The organism is Gilliamella sp. B2717 (assembly GCF_026536675.1).
GTDB lineage: Bacteria > Pseudomonadota > Gammaproteobacteria > Enterobacterales > Orbaceae > Gilliamella > Gilliamella apicola_I.
Map to the genome: position 1 here is coordinate 219,747 of NZ_JAFNNQ010000002.1, position 21,904 is coordinate 241,650.

The 21,904-nt window shown below is 37.6% G+C and carries 19 protein-coding genes; 12 read left to right on the top strand and 7 right to left on the bottom strand.

Going from position 1 to position 21,904, the window contains the following annotated elements; genetic code table 11:
• The 5 genes from J3U35_RS01055 (at position 1) to ispH (ending at position 6,022) form a co-directional block, all read left to right on the top strand.
• The gene (locus J3U35_RS01055) at positions 1-513 is read left to right on the top strand and encodes a hypothetical protein (protein ID WP_267358968.1); all 513 of its coding nucleotides are present in this window, start codon (positions 1-3) and stop codon (positions 511-513) included.
• Between the two features lie 199 nt (positions 514-712).
• Positions 713-1,651 (top strand): bifunctional riboflavin kinase/FAD synthetase, encoded by a 939-nt coding sequence (gene ribF, locus J3U35_RS01060; protein WP_267358970.1) that lies wholly within the window; start codon positions 713-715, stop codon positions 1,649-1,651.
• Between the two features lie 38 nt (positions 1,652-1,689).
• Positions 1,690-4,497, top strand: a complete 2,808-nt coding sequence (gene ileS, locus J3U35_RS01065) for an isoleucine--tRNA ligase (RefSeq protein ID WP_267358972.1) — start codon at positions 1,690-1,692, stop codon at positions 4,495-4,497.
• 105 nt (positions 4,498-4,602) lie between these two features.
• Complete coding sequence (gene lspA / locus J3U35_RS01070; RefSeq protein ID WP_267358974.1) at positions 4,603-5,073, top strand: signal peptidase II; 471 nt, start codon at positions 4,603-4,605, stop codon at positions 5,071-5,073.
• A 1-nt stretch (position 5,074) separates the two neighbouring features.
• Positions 5,075-6,022, top strand: coding sequence for a 4-hydroxy-3-methylbut-2-enyl diphosphate reductase (gene ispH / locus J3U35_RS01075; protein ID WP_267358976.1), 948 nt, complete (start codon positions 5,075-5,077; stop codon positions 6,020-6,022).
• 4 nt (positions 6,023-6,026) lie between these two features.
• Here ispH and J3U35_RS01080 read toward each other — a convergent pair whose 3' ends face one another.
• The gene (locus J3U35_RS01080; protein WP_065558501.1) at positions 6,027-6,281 is read right to left on the bottom strand and encodes a YfhL family 4Fe-4S dicluster ferredoxin; all 255 of its coding nucleotides are present in this window, start codon (positions 6,279-6,281) and stop codon (positions 6,027-6,029) included.
• 265 nt (positions 6,282-6,546) lie between these two features.
• Between J3U35_RS01080 and J3U35_RS01085 the strand changes: the two genes are divergently transcribed.
• Positions 6,547-7,743, top strand: a complete 1,197-nt coding sequence (locus J3U35_RS01085; RefSeq protein ID WP_220216263.1) for an efflux RND transporter periplasmic adaptor subunit — start codon at positions 6,547-6,549, stop codon at positions 7,741-7,743.
• A 1-nt stretch (position 7,744) separates the two neighbouring features.
• Positions 7,745-9,715, top strand: coding sequence for a MacB family efflux pump subunit (locus tag J3U35_RS01090; RefSeq protein WP_267358979.1), 1,971 nt, complete (start codon positions 7,745-7,747; stop codon positions 9,713-9,715).
• Between the two features lie 156 nt (positions 9,716-9,871).
• Here J3U35_RS01090 and J3U35_RS01095 read toward each other — a convergent pair whose 3' ends face one another.
• Positions 9,872-10,573, bottom strand: coding sequence for a DsbA family protein (locus tag J3U35_RS01095; RefSeq protein WP_267358981.1), 702 nt, complete (start codon positions 10,571-10,573; stop codon positions 9,872-9,874).
• A gap of 16 nt (positions 10,574-10,589) precedes the next feature.
• Complete coding sequence (locus J3U35_RS01100; RefSeq protein ID WP_065558498.1) at positions 10,590-10,856, bottom strand: YihD family protein; 267 nt, start codon at positions 10,854-10,856, stop codon at positions 10,590-10,592.
• 286 nt (positions 10,857-11,142) lie between these two features.
• Here J3U35_RS01100 and mobA point away from each other — a divergent pair, with 286 nt between their 5' ends.
• Positions 11,143-11,727: a molybdenum cofactor guanylyltransferase MobA gene (gene mobA, locus J3U35_RS01105; RefSeq protein ID WP_267358983.1), complete on the top strand. Its 585-nt coding sequence runs from the start codon at positions 11,143-11,145 to the stop codon at positions 11,725-11,727.
• 24 nt (positions 11,728-11,751) lie between these two features.
• Here mobA and J3U35_RS01110 read toward each other — a convergent pair whose 3' ends face one another.
• Positions 11,752-12,780 (bottom strand): threonine aldolase family protein, encoded by a 1,029-nt coding sequence (locus J3U35_RS01110; protein ID WP_220216259.1) that lies wholly within the window; start codon positions 12,778-12,780, stop codon positions 11,752-11,754.
• 85 nt (positions 12,781-12,865) lie between these two features.
• On the opposite strand from J3U35_RS01110, the gene mobB reads away from it, so the two are divergent.
• The gene (gene mobB / locus J3U35_RS01115; protein WP_267358986.1) at positions 12,866-13,372 is read left to right on the top strand and encodes a molybdopterin-guanine dinucleotide biosynthesis protein B; all 507 of its coding nucleotides are present in this window, start codon (positions 12,866-12,868) and stop codon (positions 13,370-13,372) included.
• Positions 13,373-13,465: 93 nt separating this feature from the next.
• Here mobB and grpE read toward each other — a convergent pair whose 3' ends face one another.
• A complete protein-coding gene (gene grpE, locus J3U35_RS01120; RefSeq protein WP_065558494.1) occupies positions 13,466-14,050 on the bottom strand; it encodes a nucleotide exchange factor GrpE in 585 nt (194 codons plus the stop codon).
• Positions 14,051-14,207: 157 nt separating this feature from the next.
• On the opposite strand from grpE, the gene nadK reads away from it, so the two are divergent.
• Complete coding sequence (nadK, locus tag J3U35_RS01125; protein WP_220216258.1) at positions 14,208-15,086, top strand: NAD(+) kinase; 879 nt, start codon at positions 14,208-14,210, stop codon at positions 15,084-15,086.
• A gap of 109 nt (positions 15,087-15,195) precedes the next feature.
• Here nadK and J3U35_RS01130 read toward each other — a convergent pair whose 3' ends face one another.
• Positions 15,196-15,699: a phosphatidylglycerophosphatase A gene (locus J3U35_RS01130; protein ID WP_267358989.1), complete on the bottom strand. Its 504-nt coding sequence runs from the start codon at positions 15,697-15,699 to the stop codon at positions 15,196-15,198.
• A gap of 97 nt (positions 15,700-15,796) precedes the next feature.
• On the bottom strand, positions 15,797-16,807 hold the full coding sequence (gene argF / locus J3U35_RS01135; RefSeq protein WP_267358991.1) for an ornithine carbamoyltransferase: 1,011 nt from the start codon (positions 16,805-16,807) through the stop codon (positions 15,797-15,799).
• A gap of 268 nt (positions 16,808-17,075) precedes the next feature.
• On the opposite strand from argF, the gene carA reads away from it, so the two are divergent.
• Positions 17,076-18,236, top strand: coding sequence for a glutamine-hydrolyzing carbamoyl-phosphate synthase small subunit (gene carA / locus J3U35_RS01140; protein WP_267358993.1), 1,161 nt, complete (start codon positions 17,076-17,078; stop codon positions 18,234-18,236).
• Position 18,237: 1 nt separating this feature from the next.
• Positions 18,238-21,453 carry a carbamoyl-phosphate synthase large subunit gene (gene carB / locus J3U35_RS01145; RefSeq protein ID WP_267358995.1) on the top strand — a complete coding sequence of 1,072 codons (3,216 nt, stop codon included), beginning with the start codon at positions 18,238-18,240 and terminating at the stop codon, positions 21,451-21,453.
• Positions 21,454-21,904 lie beyond the last annotated feature (451 nt).

Here is a 21,904-nt window from a genome sequence, read left to right on the forward strand (position 1 = left end):
ATGAAATTTTTATCACTCATTTTTATGGTATTATTTATAACAGCATGCTCTGAACAGGAATCTGATAATTTTAATAATAACGATAAATTTATTGGTTTTTGGGTAGAAGGTGGTCCCGATTTTAAATATACTGCAACCTATGCCAATCTTGTTGAAATAAGTAAACAAGGGGATAATTACTTTATCAATGAAAACTATGTTTATGGTAATGATCAAACCATTGCGATGCGAAAAGTCACAAAACCCCAAGACAATTTCGATGGACTCGCTTATCCATCAGAAAGAAATTTTGGTTTAGAAAACAGAGTGACTTTTCATGGTGATAACTATTCAAAAATCGGTATATTTAATACAGTTTTCTTTCGAATTTCAAAAGAAGAAGCAGAACAAATTAAACGTGATGTAAAAGAGTGCGAAGAGATAGAAAAAAACCGTTTTTTTATTCCTAAAGCGCAACAAGCTGAATATAAAAAACGGGCAAATGAGCTGGCTTATTGTCGGATTTTTTGGTAACAATCAAAATTGACGTAAACCTAAATTCAGCGGATTTTTGTAACAATCGTATGGGAATTGAATATTTAACAATAATCAAAACTTAAAACTCAAATACAAAACAACCGAAAATCAGCTTTATATTACGTGCATCTTCAAGAAAGATTGGTATAATTCTCGGCTACTTGAGTTAAATTACACAGTTAAATAACACATTTTCATGAAGATCATTCGCGGTATTGCTAATTTAAAAAATCAATTTTCCCAGTGCGTACTGACATTGGGCAATTTTGATGGCATACATTTAGGACATCAGCAATTAATTAACCATTTAATCACCCAAGGTAAAAAATTAAATCTACCAACCGTGGTTATGCTATTTGAACCGCAACCGTTAGAGTTTTTTTGTTCGGAAAATGCCCCTTCCCGATTAACCTCATTTCAAGAAAAAGTGATTTTTATTGAAAAACTCGGTATCGACTATATTATTGCTGTTCCGTTTACTCAAACCTTTGCCAAAATGTCTGCTGATGACTTTATTCAAGCGTGGTTGATAAATCAGTTACGGGCCAAATATATTATTATTGGTGATGATTTTCGGTTTGGGTTTGAACGTAAAGGGGATATTCATCTTCTTGAACACTATGCACAAAAAAATGATTTTACTGTCGAAAGCATGCCAACCTACGTTTGGAATCAGTTACGAATTAGTAGTACCGCGGTGCGTAAAGCTTTACTCAACAATGATTTTGAATTAGCTCGTTGCCTATTAGGGCGTCCGTATAGCATTCAAGGGCGTGTTATTCATGGCAATGCATTAGCAAGGCAATTAGGTTTTCCTACGGCAAATATTCAACTACACCGCAAAAAACCAGCCTTACACGGTGTCTATTTAGTTAACGTCAAAAATTGTTGTAGCCAACAATCTTATTATGGCATTGCTAATATTGGTATAAGACCAACTATTCAAGGAAAAAAAGCCATTTTAGAAGTGAATCTATTTGACTTTTCGGGTGATATTTATGGACAATATTTAGACGTCACCTTCCTCGAAAAATTACGAGACGAGAAAAAATTTGACTCTATAACAGCGTTAAAAGAACAAATTACACAAGATGTTTGCACTGCGAAAAAGATCAGTGCACAATTAACCAATTAAGAAAGTAGTATCAACAAAATTAACTGGAATAAATCAGCATGACAGATTATAAAAATACATTGAATTTACCGGAAACCGGTTTCCCAATGCGAGGTGATCTTGCCAAACGTGAACCGGCAATGTTGCAAAACTGGTACGATAAAGAACTTTATCGCAAAATCCGCCAAGTAAAAAAAGGGAAAAAAGCCTTTATTTTGCATGATGGCCCTCCTTATGCAAACGGCAAACTTCATATTGGTCATGCAGTTAATAAAATTATCAAAGATATTATCATTAAATCAAAAGGTTTAAGCGGTTATGATTCCCCATATATTCCAGGGTGGGACTGTCATGGTCTGCCAATCGAACAAAAAGTTGAAGAACAAGTTGGCAAACCAGGCGTAAAAGTGACACCGGCTGAGTTTCGTCAAATTTGCCGTGACTATGCTGCTTCTCAAGTTGAACTACAAAAAGCTGATTTTATACGTATGGGTGTATTGGGTGATTGGCAAAATCCCTACCGCACAATGAATTACGATACGGAAGCGAACATTATTCGAGCGTTAGGCAAAGTCATCAAAAACGGGCATTTAGTCAAAGGGGCAAAACCTGTTTACTGGTGTACAGATTGTATGTCTTCGTTAGCAGAAGCAGAAGTAGAATATTATGATAAATCTTCACCCGCTATAGATGTAAAATTTAAAGCGGTGGATAACCAAGCTGTTGCGAGTAAATTTGGCGTTCATACCGATTTAACTATTTATGCCGTGATTTGGACGACAACACCTTGGACATTACCCGCTAGCCGAGGTATTGCCTTAAATGCTGAGTTTGAATATCAACTGGTACAAATAAACGATAAAGAATGCTTAATTTTAGCCACTGATCTGGTCGAATCCGTCATGAAACGTGCCGAAATTTCAGAATGGAAAATTCTTGGCAGCTGTAAAGGTGATGCGCTTGAGCTATTACGCTTTAAGCACCCTTTCCTTGATTTTGATGAACCCATTGTACTTGGTGAACACGTTACGGTTGATGCGGGTACCGGTGCGGTGCACACTGCGCCCGGTCATGGTGCGGAAGACTTTTTAGTTGGTCAAAAATATGGGCTTGAAGTTGCTAACCCTGTTGGTGGCAATGGGTGCTATTTACCGGGCACAGGTGCAGGTTTAGATGGCTTATTTGTATTTAAAGCGAATAAAGTTGTGATCGACATATTAAAAGACCACAATGCGCTACTTCATTTTGAAAATATTGAACATAGCTATCCATGTTGTTGGCGTCACAAAACACCGGTTATTTATCGTGCAACACCGCAATGGTTTATTAGCATGGATAAACAAGGTTTACGTGCCCAATCATTAAAAGAAATTAAACAAGTTCGCTGGATTCCGGATTGGGGACAAGCACGAATTGAGACAATGGTTGCTAATCGCCCTGACTGGTGTATCTCTCGTCAACGCACATGGGGCGTACCGATGACGTTATTTGTCCACAAAGAGACCGAAGAGCTACACCCCGATACCCTAGCACTGGTTGAAAAAGTCGCTAAATTAGTTGAACAACACGGTATCCAAGCGTGGTGGGATGCAGATATCAAAGATTTGCTTGGCCCCGATGCAGACGATTATCGCAAAGTGCCAGATACCCTTGATGTCTGGTTTGATTCAGGATCAACTTTCTTTTCGGTAGTCGGTGTACGCCCTGAGTTTGAAGGGCACGAAGCTGACATGTATTTAGAAGGTTCAGATCAACATCGTGGTTGGTTTATGTCATCATTAATGCTATCAACAGCGATTGATAACAAAGCCCCTTATAAGCAAGTGTTAACGCATGGTTTTGTGGTTGACGGTCAAGGTCGAAAAATGTCTAAATCGTTAGGCAATATCGTTACCCCACAAGAAGTTATGGGTAAACTCGGAGCGGATATTCTACGTTTATGGATTGCTTCGACTGATTATTCGGGTGAAATGAGCTATTCTGACGAAATCATCAAACGTGCAGCGGATAGTTACCGTCGTATTCGTAATACAGCTCGCTTTTTACTGGCTAACTTAAACGGCTTTAATCCAGCTAAAGACATGATCAAACCTGAAGATATGGTGGTACTGGATCGCTGGGCGGTCAGCATGGCAAAAGAGGCACAAGATCAAATTATCCAAGCTTACGAAAGTTATGATTTCCATAAAGTCGTACAACGTATTATGCAATTCTGTTCAATCGAAATGGGATCATTCTATTTAGATATTATTAAAGATCGTCAGTACACCGCCAAAAGTGATAGCGTTGCTCGTCATAGTTGCCAAACTGCGTTATATCATATTGCTCAAGCAATGGTACGTTGGATAGCGCCGGTACTATCTTTTACCGCTGATGAAATTTGGCAATATTTACCTTCAGCCGAAAAATCAGAATTTGTATTTGAAGATGAATGGTATAACGAACTATTTAGTTTATCCGATAATGAAACATTAAATAGTGAGTATTGGGCGCAAATTCTAGCAATTCGTAGCGAAGTAAACAAAGTGCTAGAACAAGGTCGTAACGATAAAGTGATTGGCGGTTCTCTTGAAGCTGCTGTTACCCTTTATGCAGACGATCAGATTGCCACAGCACTCGCTAAATTAGAGAACGAATTACGCTTTGTACTACTCACGTCACAAGCCAGCGTGAAACCACTAGACAGTGCGCCACAACAGGCAGTACAAAGTGATATAGCCGGCCTTAAAATCGAGCTCACTAAAGCGCAAGGCGATAAGTGTCCTCGCTGTTGGCATTACACCATTGATAATGAACCAACAACACATTTATGTAAACGCTGTGAAGAAAACATTCATGGTAAGGGTGAAGTTAGACATTTCGCCTAGCAATAGAATGACAGATAAACACGGCTATAAGACAATAGCTTATAGCCACTTATTACATTAAGCGCCGACAACAGTCGGCGAAATATCATCATGAGCATGAACTTTATGAAAAAAGAGAATGGACTTTACTGGTTAATTATTAGCACAATTGTGTTCTTTGTTGATATTGCTAGTAAATTTTGGATCCTAACTAAATTCAACCTTTATGAATCAATCAACGTGTTGCCTTTCTTCTCGATTACTTATGTACAAAATATTGGCGCTGCATTTAGTATTTTTGAAGGTCAACGTTGGATGCTTGCAGCCGTTGCTTTACTCATTAGTGGTGCCATTGTGTATATGCTTTATCGTAACAAACGACAGCAAAAATTAGAAAATTTTTCACTATCACTTATATTAGGTGGTGCTTTAGGCAACCTATTTGACCGCCTTTATCATGGATTTGTGGTTGATTTTCTAGATGTAAATTTCGGTAGCTGGCACTACCCAACCTTTAATATTGCTGATTGTGCGATTTGTATCGGTATTGGATTATTTATTCTAAGTAGTTATAAAAAACCCCAAAAGACCGAATAACATGCAAATTATTTTAGCTAACCCTCGAGGTTTTTGTGCTGGTGTTGATCGAGCTATCACGATCGTTGAACGCGCACTTGAACTCTTTGGTGCACCTGTTTATGTTCGCCATGAAGTGGTGCATAACCGCTATGTGGTTAACAACTTGAAAGAGCTAGGCGCAATTTTTATTGAACAAATTGACGAAGTCCCTGACGATAGTATTCTTATCTTTTCTGCGCATGGTGTATCTAAAGCGGTGCGTGAAGAAGCAAAAAAACGAAAACTTCGTATCTTTGATGCAACTTGCCCATTAGTGACTAAAGTTCATATGGAAGTGGCAAGATCCAGTTATCGTGGTGAAGAAGTGGTCTTAATCGGTCATGCCGGGCATATTGAAGTGGATGGTACATTAGGTCAATACAATAATCCTAATGGTGGTATTTATTTGATTGAATCGATAAATGATGTTCAAACATTACAAGTCAAAAACGAAGATCACCTATGCTTTACCACTCAAACAACCTTATCAGTGGAAGATACGGCGGAAATCATTGCTGCCTTAAAAGTACGATTTCCTAAAATCCGTAGCCCGCGTAAAAATGATATTTGTTATGCCACAACCAATCGACAACAAGCCGTAAAACAACTTTCATCCCAAGCAGATGTGATACTTGTCGTCGGTTCAAAAAATTCATCCAATTCCAACCGATTAGCTGAACTTGCCAGACGCAACAGTAAAAATGCCTATTTGATTGATTATGCCACCGATATTGAGCAAGAATGGTTAACTAATGCTCGCACGGTGGGCGTAACAGCAGGCGCATCTGCGCCCGATATTTTAGTGCAACAGGTTATTGAACATTTGAAAAGTTTGGGTTGCACATCACTGATCGAAACAGACGGGATTTTAGAAAATATTACCTTTGAAATTCCAAAAGAATTGCGTATTGAAGTAAAAACAAACTAACGGGTTAATTTGTGTGTTTTAGTTGCTCAAATTTTGCCAATAGCTGTTCATGGGTCTCGACATGCTCAGGATCAGCAATAATAGCATTTTGAATGGGGCAAACACGCTGACAAGTTGAATGATCATAATAACCGACACATTCAGTACATTTGTTGGGATCGATTTCATAAGTATCAAACCCCATAGAGATAGCCTCGTTAGGACATTCAGGCTCACACATATCACAATTAATACATTTACTGGTTATTTTTAATGCCATTGCTCAATTAACTTTATCATCTCCAAAAAATTTGCGCCATTATAGCGCAATCCTTCCTAATTTCTAAAAAAGAATACAGCTATCATATTCGTGATAGACCAAATAAGTTTGAATTTATTGAAATATTTCAATATAAATTAGATAATTTAGCCTGTATTATTTTCATAATAATTACAATTTATTAAGAATAGTTATCAATAACATTTATATTATTACGCTACAATGCTAAAACGATTAAAGAATAGAATAAAAGGATGAAAAGATATTGTTAAAGTTAATTAAATTCAAAAATATAGTGATTGCTATTTTTCTGTTTGTGCTTCTCTATATTATCAAGCTGATCGTTTTTCCGTCACAATCGCCAGTGAATTATATTACCTCACCCGTGACTAAAGTTAATATTGAAAAAACGGTACTGGCTGATGGAACAATTAGCGCCTTCAAGCAAGTCAGCGTGGGTGCGCAGGTTTCGGGTCAGATCAAAAAGTTATATGTTGAATTAGGTGATCAAGTTAAACAAGGAGACATGATTGCTGAAATTGATGACTTAAAACAAAGCAATGATTTGAAACAAGCCGAAGCTTCGCTTAGTAGCCTTGAAGCACAACGTAAATCAAAACAAGCCAACTTAATTAATTACCAACTGACTTATAATCGCCAATTAAAACTCGTCAATAAAGGTGTCGGCGTTCAATCCGATTTAGATTCAGCCAAAGCCGATCTCGATGCAATCAAAGCCGATATCGCTGCCTTAGATGCAAATATCATCAGTGCACAAGTCGCTGTTGATACAGCCAAAGTGAATCTTGGTTATACCAAAATACGATCACCTATTGATGGCGTAATTGTCGCTATACCCGTTGATCAAGGTCAAACCGTTAACTCTGTGCAAAGTGCACCAACCATTGTGAAAGTTGCACAATTGGATAAGATGACCGTTGAAGCACAAATTTCGGAAGCGGATGTCATTAATGTAAAAAAAGGAATGCCCGTCTATTTCACCATATTAGGCGAACCTAATAGACGTTTTGACGGTTTAACATTACGCGCCATTGAACCTGCGCCAGATTCGATTAATACGGAAAGTTCATCAAGTTTAAGTTCTTCGTCATCCACCACCAAAACAGCAATTTACTATAATGGATTATTCGATGTTGATAATCCTGATCATATTTTACGAATTTCGATGACAGCCCAAGTTTATATTGTTTTATCTGAAGCAAAAGATGTATTGGCAATCCCATCTCAAGCAATCCAAAAAAATTTGGCAGATAATAAAGCAATTGTCTATGTACTTAACCAACAAAATAATGCTGAAGAACGAGAAGTCAGTTTAGGTATCAATAATAATATTAATGTGGAAATCAAATCCGGACTTAAAGAAGGGGAAGTCGTCATTATTGGTAGTGACAATGGCGCATTATTCAATCCTAATGGACGCACGCCGAGGATAAGATTCTGATATGACAAAGACTAATAATCCGCTGATCAAACTTGAAAACATTGTTCGTGAATTTCCAGCTGGCGATTCAACCATACAAGTGCTTAAAAGCATCAATCTAACGATTAATGCTGGCGAAATGGTTGCCATTATTGGTGCGTCTGGTTCGGGCAAATCAACATTAATGAATATTTTAGGTTGTTTAGATAAACCAAGCTCTGGTGTCTATACCATTGGAGGACGAACAACCAATCAATTATCACCTGATGAATTAGCTGAATTACGTCGTGAACACTTTGGTTTTATCTTTCAACGTTATCATTTGCTAAACGCCTTAACGGCACAAGGTAATGTTGAAATCCCAGCTATTTATGCCGGAATCACCAATGAACAACGGAAAAAACGAGCTATTGAAATATTAACCCGTTTAGGGCTTGAAGATAAGATTAATAATAAACCCAGTCAATTATCTGGCGGTCAACAACAGCGTGTCAGTATTGCTCGAGCCTTAATAAACGGCGGACAAGTTATTTTAGCAGATGAACCGACGGGCGCACTTGACCGTAAAAGCGGTTTAGAAGTCATGGCTATCTTGCGAGAACTTCATAAACAAGGGCATACCGTCATTATTGTGACACATGATAGCAATATTGCCCAAAGTGCAGAACGGATTATTGAAATCAGTGACGGAAATATTATCTCTGACTCAATCAATCCTAACTATCACGCAGAAGAAGAGGATCATCGCCAAGTCAAACAGATCGAAACGACTAAAACCCAAGACAACTTTCAAGCTAAGTACAATCGTTTTCGAGATGCCTTTAATATGGCAATATTGTCGATGCTTTCTCAACGATTACGAACTTTTCTTACCATGCTTGGTATTATCATTGGTATTGCTTCGGTAGTTTCAATGGTTGCCTTAGGCGAAGGCACAAAACAAAAAATATTATCGAATATAAATTCGTTAGGGACAAGCACACTCGAAATTTATCCCGGAAGCGGATTTGGGGATCGCAACGCAGATAAAATTACCACCTTACGCTCCTCCGACGCCGACTTTTTAGCAAAACAAAGTTTTGTACATAGCACGACCCCAAATCTGGCAACATCAGTCTATTTTCGGGTTAAAAATTTGGCTGTAACGGGGACAGTAAATGGTGTAGGAGAGCAATTTTTTGCCGTTCGTGGTTATAACATTACCCAAGGTAATGCGTTTGATCAGACCAGTGTTGCTTCGTCAGCACAAGATGCCGTTATCGATGAAAATACCGTTAAACAGCTATTTAAGAATGAAAATCCAATCGGCAAAATTCTGATGGTGGGTCAATTACCGGTACGAATAATTGGTGTTGCCACAAAACAACAACAAGGTTTTGGTAATAATGAAAGCCTTAACATCTGGCTTCCTTACACCACAGTCATTAATCGCATGGTAGGACAAACCTCGTTAAGAAGTATTACGGTTAGGGTCAATGATAATGTTGATTTATCGATTGCTGAACAAGCGATTAATAAAATCATGATACAACGTCATGGTGTTAAAGACTTTTTTATTTTTAATTCAGATAGCATTCGTGAAACCGTTAACTCCTCAGCTTGGGTATTAACATTATTAATTTCAACCATTGCATTTATCTCACTGTTAGTGGGGGGGATTGGTGTTATGAATATCATGCTAGTATCCGTCACAGAAAGAACCCGAGAGATTGGCGTACGCATGGCAGTTGGTGCACGTTCAAGTGATATACTGCAACAGTTTTTAATCGAAGCGGTATTAGTATGTCTTATCGGTGGTACATTAGGCATCTTATTATCATTTGTGGTTGGTGGGATTTTCAATTATGTTGTCACATCCTTTGCGATGCGTTTTTCTATCATTTCAATTATCGCTGCCTTTAGTTGTTCAAGTGTCATTGGCATAATTTTTGGTTATTTTCCAGCTAAACGAGCCGCCAAACTTGATCCGATTTATGCTTTAGAACGAGAATAACGTTTATAAAACCTCACCTAAAATTAAAATCCCTCTGCAATCATGATATTGCAAAGGGATTTAAAATAACAACCTTAAAAATTGTCATCATGTTACATTCAAATACTATGACAATTTATCGCACTCAAAACAGATGTTTTAATCAATGACACTCGCTTAATTTTTGGTTTTAGGATCTAAGCCGACTAAGAACGAAGTCACTCTTAAATAATCATTAATAAATGCTTGTTCATCAGATATATTAAGTCCTTTGGAATTGACATAAAACTTGCGATTAACGATAACAGAAGGTATTGAGTTTGGTTTCAATTCTTTAATGGCATCGGTTTGTTGTGCCATAAAAGCTTTAACTAAAAAATTGTCTTTCGTTTCATCAAACGTTTTACTATCCACACCTAACGTTAAAAATACCGCTTTGATGTCGTCAGCAGTTTTTATGCTACGCTCTTCTTGTATTGCCTGATAAAAAGCGTCTGAAGCTTTATCTTGAATACCAAGTACATTAGCTATCGCCCATGCTTGAGCAAGTTCCTTGGCAAGTGGCCCAAAATCCTCTAAATGATAACGTTTAAATTTTACCCCTTCTGGTAAATCCTTGCTGATAAGTTGTGCACCATGATATTTTGTTTCAAATCGGTAGCAACTAGGACAATTAAATGAAAAAAACTCAATCACTTCTTTGTCTGGTGATGGATTAGTCGGTAGTACAACATACTGAACACCTTTTTCAATCGGTGCTAATGGTGCCGTAATAGTCGGTGTTTGATCTTCCTTAGAGTCAATACTTGCGGGGGCTTGCTCTGCAAAACTATTTACCGAAAAAAGTAATACTCCCAAAGCAATAAACGTCTTTTTCATTAGTCAATTCTCCTTATTATTTAATAATGCCACGCGCTTTTAACAAGGCACTTTTAAAATCATCTTCATAATCTTTTTTCAGACCGGGGATAGCTTCATTTTTATCAGCGTCACGCATTTTTAAATGATAAATCAGAACCTCATCACTTAACTCTTTTAAGTCGCCTTCAAAACCTGCTTCTTGCCCTAATTGTGCAAGAAATTGTAACAGATTCAGATCTGAGTCTTTTTCCCAGGCTGCCTGTAATAACTCCATTAATTCATCAATACGATGACATTTCATAATTCATACCTTTTTGTATACTTCAAATTAATTGAAGATGATGAGATAAAATTAATGTTAAATATTTAACGCTATAAATTCTGTCACAGAAACATAAACAATAGTAGCGATTCTTTTTATTAAATACAAACGACACGTTAAAAGTCATGGGTATCGACTAATCTTTCAATACCATTTAATGTCTATGAAATAATTGTGATAAGTCTATTTTCCCTTATAACTTAAATTAATTTTGCTATATAGTAATGCTATTTAGATTTTTCGCAATGTGAAACAGAGACATTTTATGGGCAAACTACCTATTACAACAATTATCTTAGCTGGCGGAAAAAGTACCCGAATGAATGGTAACGATAAAGGATTATTACAGCTAAATGGTAAACCGCTTTATCAACATGTCATTGATCGTATTGAATCACAAACAGATTTCATCATGATTAACTGTAATCGCAATCTAAATCAATATCAAAAGGCAGGCTATCCTACCTTCATTGATGATTTAGCGGGTTATCATGGCCCCCTTTCCGGCATTTACAGTGGATTATTACGTAGCACTACCGACTGGAATTTATTTGTCAGTTGTGATACGCCTTTTTTACCTGACGATTTAATCTTTCGTTTAACCCAACACACCACGACACATTACGCTATTTATCCCTTTGACGGGCGGTATCATCATCCAACCATTTTATTGATTCATAAAACCATAATTACCCCACTTAAAGCTTATTTGGCACAAGGTGAGCGTAAATTGATGTTATTTTTACAACAAATCAATGCTTATGCTGTCGATTTTAGTGATAAACCATCATGTTTTACCAATATTAATACCCCTGAGATACTTGAGCAACTCACTCAATCAAAAAAATAAATCTCTTATTTTTAGATTAAACTGCTATTTATTCCATTTTGTTAAGTGTTTAGCAAAATCGTCTATTTCAACATCCTGTGTTGCCCAAGAAGTACAAAAACGTAACCCGATATGCGCCTCATCAATTGCCCCAAGATTATCGACCGAATAATGTGCAAGGATTTTCTTGGCTAATCGTTTTGGCACACTAACAAATAATTGATTGCTTTGTGGTTTACTTAAGAATGAAAATCCAGCATTTTCAAACAGTGTTTGCAGTTTATCTGCCATATAATTACTATGCTTACCCAGTTTGATATACAAGTTGTTTTGCATCAACGCATTCATTTGTACTGCAACAATCCAACTTTTAGCTAAAATTGCGCCTTTTTGCTTCATACTAAATCGAAAATCTTGGTTAATCGTCAGGTTATTAAACACCAATGCTTCACCCGCAAATGCCCCTACTTTCGTGCCACCTATATAAAAAACATCGGTATATTTAGCTAAATCCGGAAAGGTTAGATCATTATCTTTAGCCGCTAATGCCATTGCCAGACGTGCACCATCTAAATACAGATAAAGTTGATTATTTTGACAAAATTGATATAGCTTTTTAAGCTCTTGCTTACTATAAATAGTACCAAGTTCGGTGGTGTTTGAAATATACACTAATTTAGGTTGTACCATATGTTCATCATGATGATGTGCCAAAACGGGTTTTAGCAATTCAGGCGTCAATTTTCCATCTTGGCTTTTCACCGTTAATACTTTATGTCCTGTTGCTTCAATCGCCCCTGTTTCATGCACATTAATATGTCCACTTTCGGTCGCAATAACCGCTTGATAAGGTTTTAAAATATGCGAAATAACCGTTAAATTCGTGATAGTTCCACCTGGCATAAAATGTATATCTGCATTCGGCGATTTTAGACGCTTTTTGATATTTTCTTTAGCTTGATGACAGCACTCATCTAAACCATAGCCACTTAACTTTTTATTGGTCGTTTCAACAAAGCTTTTTAACAAGCTTGGATGTACTGTTTGGTTATAATCATTCAAAAAATCATACATATCATTACCTTTATTCCGCCTTCATTTTTTAATATGATGTTATATTAATCGCATCTTCAATATAACACGATAAAGCAGAGAGTCTATGAACAATACAAAAATGATTGGAATTAGTGGCTATAGTGGCAGTGGTAAAACGACCCTTCTAAAGAAAATAATTCCTTTATTGGTCGAACAGGGTTTTCGCATTGGCTCGTTAAAGCATGCGCATCATAATATTGAACTGGATATTCCCGGTAAAGATAGTTATGAACTGCGAAAAGCCGGTTCTTTACAAACCATTATTGCTTGTGATAACCGCTATGCATTTATTGAAGAGACCCCAAACAATCCTGTCGATTTATCGACACTGATTAACCAATTTAGCCATGTCGATATCGTTTTGGTTGAAGGATTTAAAGAAGAGAAAATACCTAAAATTATTTGTCATCGGCATACAAATCAACCTCAGCTGTATATTGACGAATATACCTTAGCCATCGCCAGTGATGAGCCATTAGAGAGTCATCTACCTGTATTTGATATCAATCAAGCCGATCCAATTGTTGAGTTTATAAAAGGATATTTATCATTGCCAAAACAGCATAAATAAAAGATAAAGGGTGTATTAACCTATCTTTTTAAGCAAACCGAAACAAAAAAGGGAAATACTTCATTTCCCTTTTATTTCAGCATAATCGCTTATTTATTTCGCAACAATCACCATTGCCGGACGAATTAAACGACCATTTAAGGTATAACCTTTTTGAATGGTATTGACGATTTGACCTGATTGATGATCTGGCGATTCAACCATGCTAATCGCTTGGTGAACATCAGGATTTAATTGTGAATCTACTGTGTTAATCACTTCAATCCCAAACTTTTTGACGGTATCTAAAAATGATTTTAAGGTAAGCTCTAATCCTTCAACAGTTGCTTGATGTTCAGGATTATTTTTATCGGTAGATTCTAGAGCTCGCTCTAAATTATCGATAACTGGCAACAGTTCATTCGAAAATTTTTCTAACGCAAATTTTCGTGCTTTATCAACGTCTTGTTCAACACGTTTACGAACATTATCAATCTCAGCACGGGCACGAATCATCGCCTCACTCTCATTTTTTTTCGCAATTTGTAATGCCTGTTCTAATTCAGCAATACGTGCATCTTTCGCTTTTAATTGCTCCTCGTAATTCGGTTCAGCTGGTGCTTCTGATTCTTTTGGTTCTTCTACCGCTACATCAATGTTAGGTTCATTTTCTGACATGTTCTTGTCTTGCTCTGTCATAAGGTACTCCAAATATAGTCGAAAACTTAGTGAATTAAGGTTATTATGGGGACGATTTTTGTTATTGCAAGGTTATCTCTATAGGTTAATATATATTTTTTTATTTTTAATTAAAAAAATCAATGATACTTAAATAAAAAAATGACAAGGATATTTTATGGGTGCACCATTTAAATGTATTGGTTTAGTTGGCATTCCACGCAAATTAGACGCTATCGAAACCCACAGAGTGCTTTATGATTGGTTAATCAAATTAGGTATTCGTGTTTTAGTTGAAGACCGATTAGCGGAATTTATTAAATTTCCAGCCAATGTCTATGCCAATTTGGATACGATTGGAGAACAAGCTGATCTGGCTATTGTTGTTGGTGGCGATGGCAATATGTTGCGTTCGGCTCGCTATTTATCACACTATAAAATTAGAGTAATCGGCGTGAATCGGGGTAATTTGGGCTTTTTAACCGACATTTCGCATGAGCAAGTCGTGGAACAGTTAAGTCCAGTTATTGCCGGAGAATATGACGATGACCCTCGCTTTTTACTTGAAGTTTCAATTTATGATAATGGCAATCTCATCAATTCTGGTTTTGCTGTTAATGAAATTGTCGTTACGCCCAACACGGTTGCGCATATGATTGATTACGATGTGTATATCAATGAACGCAATGCATTCTCACAGCGTGCGGATGGTTTAATTATTGCAACCCCAACCGGCTCTACCGCCTACTCCTTGTCTGCTGGTGGACCAATTTTAGCGCCTCACTTAGATGCACTCATTATTACACCAATGTTTCCACACTCATTGGCGGTAAGGCCATTAGTCATCAAAAGTGATAACCCTATCCATCTTAAGTTTCCAACCACTGCATTAGATTTGAATATTGCTTGCGATAGCCAAATTATTTTACCGGTCAAACCAAGCTATGATGTTATTATTCGCCGTTCTGGATATGAATTTAATTTAATTCATTCTAAAGATTATGATTATTTTAATAACCTTTCCAGTAAATTGGGTTGGTCACAAAAAATGTATTAAATCATTTAGCTAACCAATTTTAGACAGAAAATCATTATCGATCATGGCTCGCAGGGAATCATTTTAACCTGCGAGCATACCAAGAAGGTAAAAATGCTGTTATTTTAAATCAGTAGGGAATCACATAAGCCAACACATAAACAGTCAGGGATGAAAAAATCGCTGCAATCACATCATCCACCATAATACCAAAACCACCGGGCACACGCTTATCAAACCAACGAATAGGCCAAGGTTTTGCCATATCAAATACTCGAAAAGCAACAAAAGCAATCGCAATCCATAGTAGTGAATATTGTGGGATAAAAAATAGCGTTATCCACATACCAACAAATTCATCCCAAACGATATGCCCTGAGTCATGTGTATGTGTATCATCTGATGTCTTTTGACAAAGAAAACAGCCAAACATAAATGTCACAAAAATAAAGATCCAATATAAAATCGGTTGTAACTCGTTAAATAACAACCACAGCGGAATCGCCATTAATGACCCCATTGTGCCAGGCATAATTGGGGATAAGCCACTTCCTAATCCCACCGCTAAAAAATGGATCGGATTAGTAAGTTTTAAGTGTTTTTTAAAATCTTTATTACGTGCTTGTTTTGTCATGTTTGCTTTTAAATTTGATAAAATGATGCCGACTTAACGTCGGCAAACATAGCAAAATGCTGATAGTTAATTAGCATTTTTATTGATGAGTATTATATTATTCGTCTTTGGTTAACGTTGCAACCATTACGGCTTTAATGGTATGTAAACGATTTTCTGCTTCATCAAAAACAATACTGTGTCGAGATTCAAATACATCGTTAGTCACTTCTAAACCATCTGTTAAACCATATTGCGCTGCCATTTGCTTGCCGACGGTGGTATTCATATCGTGAAAAGCGGGCAAACAGTGCATAAATTTCACATCGGGATTATGAGTAAGATTAATCACATTTTGATTAATTTGATAAGGCGCTAACAGTTTGACCCGTTCATCCCAAACGTCTTTAGGTTCTCCCATGGAAACCCACACATCGGTATAGAGAAAATCAACGCCGTTAACACCATCAGCAACATCTTCTGTTAAAAGGATTTTAGCGCCTGTCGTTTTTGCTATATCTTGGCACTGTTTGACCAGTTCCGATTCGGGTTGGCACGCTTTAGGCGCCACTAAACGAATCTCCATACCCATTAAAGCTGCGCCTTCCATTAACGAATTCCCCATATTATTACGCGCATCACCTAGATAGGCGAATTTGACACTGCTTAATGCCCGATTGCCGATATGTTCTTTCATGGTCATAAAGTCAGCTAAAATCTGTGTAGGGTGTGCTTCGGTGGTTAATCCATTCCAAACTGGGACACCGGCATACTTCGCTAAAGTTTCGACAATATCTTGTCCATAACCTCGATACTCAATACCGTCATACATCCGTCCTAATACACGGGCTGTATCTGCAATAGATTCTTTATGGCCTATTTGGCTCCCACTTGGACCTAAATAGGTCACTTGGGCACCCTGATCAAATGCGCCCACTTCAAAAGCACAGCGCGTACGGGTTGAGTCTTTTTCGAAAATTAAGGCAATATTTTTACCCACCAGATGTTTTTTTTCAGTGCCTTGTTGCTTAGCGTGCTTTAATTGAATAGAAAGATCGATTAATTGATTAATTTCGCTTGGGGTGAAATCGAGTAAACGTAAAAAGTGGCGCTGATAAAAACCGTGCATGACGAGCTCCTAATCGAGATTATTATTCACGCCATTCTATTTGAATAATTATTCACTTTCAAGCTAAACATAATAATATCTTTGATAATTTATGTGATTCGTTACAAGTCTCAAAAATGAGACATTATTATTCAATTAATTTTAATAATATTGCTTTTTTTGTATAAAAAAGTGTAATAAAATGGCTAAATATTATCTTCTCAAGATTAATAGCAATGAATTTTTATTCATATATAATGATTTTTTATTCTTAAAGGTCTTTTTAATCATGCAAACTTATGCCCTCCTTATATTACAAGACGGTTCACAATTTATCGGTACATCTATCGGCGCTGAAGGTCAAACTGTTGGCGAAGTTGTTTTTAATACCTCAATGACTGGCTATCAAGAAATATTGACCGATCCCTCTTACTGTGAACAATTAGTTACTTTAACTTATCCACATATTGGTAATGTGGGCACTAATGATGCAGATGCTGAATCAAATCAAGTTTACGCAAAAGGACTTATTGTTCGTGATTTGCCACTATTAGCCAGTAATTATCGCTGTGAAAAAGATCTCTCCAGTTATCTAAAAAAACACAATGTTGTTGCTATTGCCGATATTGATACCCGCCGTTTAACCCGTATTTTACGTGAAAAAGGCGCACAACATGGCGTTATTGTAACGAACAAAGATAAACAGACTTTACTCGAAAATGCAGAAGCAACCAAACAAATAGCTCTCAATTTTAAAGGATTAACCGGACTTGATTTAGCTAAAGAAGTAACGTGTGCTAAAAGTTATTGTTGGACGCAAGGCATTTGGACAAGACAAAATGAGCATCCAACACCAAAACCTGAAAGTGCTTTACCCTATCATGTTGTTGCCTATGATTTTGGTGTTAAACAAACTATTTTACGAATGTTAGTTGAACGGGGTTGCAAATTAACCATTGTGCCGGCTAAAACGAGTGCCGAACAAGTTTTAGCATTACATCCTGATGGTATCTTTTTATCTAATGGGCCTGGCGATCCAGCACCGTGTACGTATGCCATAGATGCCATTAAGCAGTTTTTAACCACCAATATTCCGATATTTGGCATCTGTCTTGGACATCAGCTGTTAGCGCTAGCATGTGGTGCGAAAACCATAAAAATGAAATTTGGTCACCATGGTGGAAATCATCCGGTTAAAGATCTTGAGCATGATCGTGTTATGATTACCGCGCAAAATCATGGTTTTGCCGTTGATGAACACAGTTTACCGGCTCACTTACGTGTTACGCATCAATCCCTATTCGACGGCTCATTACAAGGTATTCATCATAATCAAAAACCCGCTTTTAGTTTTCAAGGACATCCCGAAGCCAGTCCTGGACCACATGATGCCGCCCCGCTTTTTGATCACTTTATAGAGTTAATTAAATTTTACCAGCAGGAGCAATAACATGGCTAAGCGAACAGACATCAACACTATTTTAATTATTGGCGCAGGCCCGATTGTTATTGGTCAAGCATGTGAATTTGATTATTCAGGCGCACAAGCCTGCAAAGCACTACGTGAAGAAGGCTATCGGGTTATTTTAGTGAATTCCAATCCTGCCACCATTATGACCGATCCTGAACTGGCAGATGCAACCTACGTTGAACCTATTCATTGGACAACGGTGAGCAAAATTATCGAACAAGAAAGACCCGATGCGATTTTACCCACAATGGGAGGACAAACTGCCCTTAACTGTGCTCTGGAACTTGAAAAACGCGGTATTTTAAAACAATTTAATGTTGAGATGATCGGTGCCACCGCTGACGCCATTGATAAAGCCGAAGATCGCAAACGTTTTGATCAAGCCATGAAAAAAATTGGTCTTGATACGGCTCGTTCGGGTATTGCCCATTCACTGACAGAAGCTTACACCGTACTCGAACAAGTAGGCTTTCCTTGCATTATTCGTCCTTCATTTACGATGGGCGGTACCGGTGGTGGAATTGCTTATAATACTCAAGAATTTGATGAAATTTGTACTCGAGGATTAGATTTATCACCAACGAAAGAACTACTGATTGATGAGTCATTGATCGGTTGGAAAGAGTACGAAATGGAAGTTGTGCGAGATAAAAATGATAACTGCATCATTGTCTGTTCAATTGAAAATGTTGACCCTATGGGCATTCATACCGGCGATTCCATTACTGTTGCCCCTGCTCAAACCTTGACAGATAAAGAGTATCAAATCATGCGTAATGCCTCGATAGCGGTACTTCGTGAAATTGGGGTAGAAACAGGCGGATCAAATGTTCAATTTTCGGTCGATCCCAAAACTGGACGCTTGATTGTCATTGAAATGAACCCACGGGTATCACGCTCATCCGCATTAGCGTCAAAAGCAACTGGTTTTCCTATCGCTAAAATCGCCGCAAAACTGGCAGTCGGTTATACTCTTGATGAACTCGCCAATGATATTACAGGCGGTAGAACACCGGCATCATTTGAGCCTTCGATCGACTATGTCGTCACTAAAATTCCACGTTTTAACTTTGAAAAATTTGCCGGTTGTAATGATCGCTTAACCACACAAATGAAATCAGTAGGTGAAGTCATGGCGATTGGGCGCACTTTTCAAGAATCATTGCAAAAAGCGCTACGAGGACTTGAAGTCGGTGCGTGTGGTTTTGATCCGAAAATTGACAATTATGATGATGAAAAAAACCTCAATAAAATACGTTATGAGCTACAAGAAGCCGGTTCTGAACGAATTTGGTATATTGCGGATGCCTTTAGAGCCGGTTTCAGTTTAGACGACGTCTTCACATTAACCAATATTGATCGCTGGTTTTTAGTGCAGATTGAAGAACTTATCAGCCTTGAAAACCAACTAAAATCGCAATCATTCGCTAGCTTTAATTCAGAATCATTACGGCAACTTAAGCGTAAAGGTTTTTCAGATTTACGAATCGCTAAACTGCTGAATGTTAAAGAGCAAGACGTTCGTGATCGACGAAACCAATACCATATTCATCCGGTTTATAAACGGGTTGATACTTGTGCAGCAGAATTCTCAACCGATACGGCTTATCTTTACTCAACCTATGAACAAGAGTGCGAAGCCAAACCACAATTTCATCGCCCCAAAATTATGATATTAGGCGGTGGACCTAATCGGATTGGGCAAGGTATTGAGTTTGATTACTGTTGCGTGCATGCAGCACTAGCATTACGTGAAGATGGTTATGAAACCATTATGGTTAACTGTAATCCTGAAACGGTATCAACTGATTATGATATTTCAGATCGACTCTATTTCGAGCCTGTCACATTGGAAGATGTGCTAGAAATTGCCTACGTTGAAAAGCCAAACGGTATAATCGTCCAATATGGTGGACAAACACCACTTAAATTGGCTCGAGCACTGGAAGCAGCAGGATTACCAATTATTGGTACTTCACCTGATGCAATCGATCAGGCTGAAGATCGTCAACGCTTTCAAGCCATTGTTGAAAAATTAAAGTTGAAACAGCCGGTTAATGCTACTGTAACTGATATTGAAGAAGCCGTCATTAAAGCCGAACAGATTGGCTATCCATTAGTGGTCAGACCCTCTTACGTGCTTGGCGGTCGGGCAATGGAGATTGTTTATAATGAATCCGATTTAAGGCGATATTTTAAAACTGCTATCAGCGAATCTAACAATGCGCCTGTATTGCTTGATCACTTTCTAGATGACGCAATTGAAGTTGATATTGATGTGATTGCCGACGGCGAACAAATTATGATCGGCGGCATTATGGAGCACATTGAGCAAGCGGGTATTCATTCAGGCGATTCCGCTTGTTCATTACCCACTTATACATTAAGTCCGGACATTTTAGACAAATTGCGCAAACAAGCCAAACAGTTAGCCTTGGAACTTAATGTTAAAGGTTTGATGAATGGGCAATTTGCCGTCAAAGATAATCAAATTTATTTGATTGAAATCAACCCTCGAGCTGCTCGCACCGTGCCATTCGTGTCGAAAGCAACAGGACTGCCACTTGCCAAAATTGCCGCTAGGGTCATGACAGGTCAAACACTTGCTAAACAAAATATGACCAGTGAGCTTATTCCACCTTATTACTCAGTAAAAGAAGTGGTTTTACCATTTAATAAATTTAGTGGTGTTGACCCTATTTTAGGGCCAGAAATGCGTTCAACCGGTGAAGTAATGGGAATCGGTAAAACCTTTGCCGAAGCTTTTGCTAAAGCACAATTAGGTAGTTTATCGAATATGAAAAAATCGGGGAAAGCGCTTTTATCAGTTCGTGATCAGGACAAAACTCGCTTGTTAGCGATCGCTAAACGACTCATTGCGCATGGGTTTAGTATTGATGCGACTTTTGGCACCGCTAAGGCATTACAACAAGCTGGCATACCATGCCAAATAGTCAAAAAAGAAAACGAAGGACGCCCGAATATTCATGACCATATTAAAAATGGCGAATATAGCTATATTCTTAATACTACATCAGGGCGAGCAGCCATTGAAGCATCGAAAATTCTGCGTCGTAGTGCAATACAGTACAAAGTTCACTATGATACAACGATGAACGCCGCTTACGCCACAACGGTTGCATTAGACTGCGATCCAGCACAATATGTTGTTTCATTGCAAACACTTTACGCATAAATATTGGGTAAAAAGTAAGCCTGTAAAATAAATAGTGGCTAACAGATGTGCTGAGAACAAGAACCTTAATACTATTAAAATATAGTATTAAGGGTATTTTTAAATGGTAGCGTTAATTTAACCTTTCCACGCAAATATGATCCATGATATTGATTAGACATTTTTTTCCTTTTTTGCTTGAATAAATAACAATTACTCTAATATGCAATAAATAGCAGCCTAGCTTTTAATTAAAAAAACAAAGTGATTTTTGTCTAAAAAATTTAAGAGAAGGTGTACATTTTAGTAAAGAAAGTGTCTATTTATAGATAATGTGTTCAAAAATGGGGCAGTTACGCGAAAAAGGTATTGCTTTATTATTTTAATACTATAATATAGCGACCTCTTTGACGCGGGGTGGAGCAGCTTGGTAGCTCGTCGGGCTCATAACCCGAAGGTCGTTGGTTCAAAT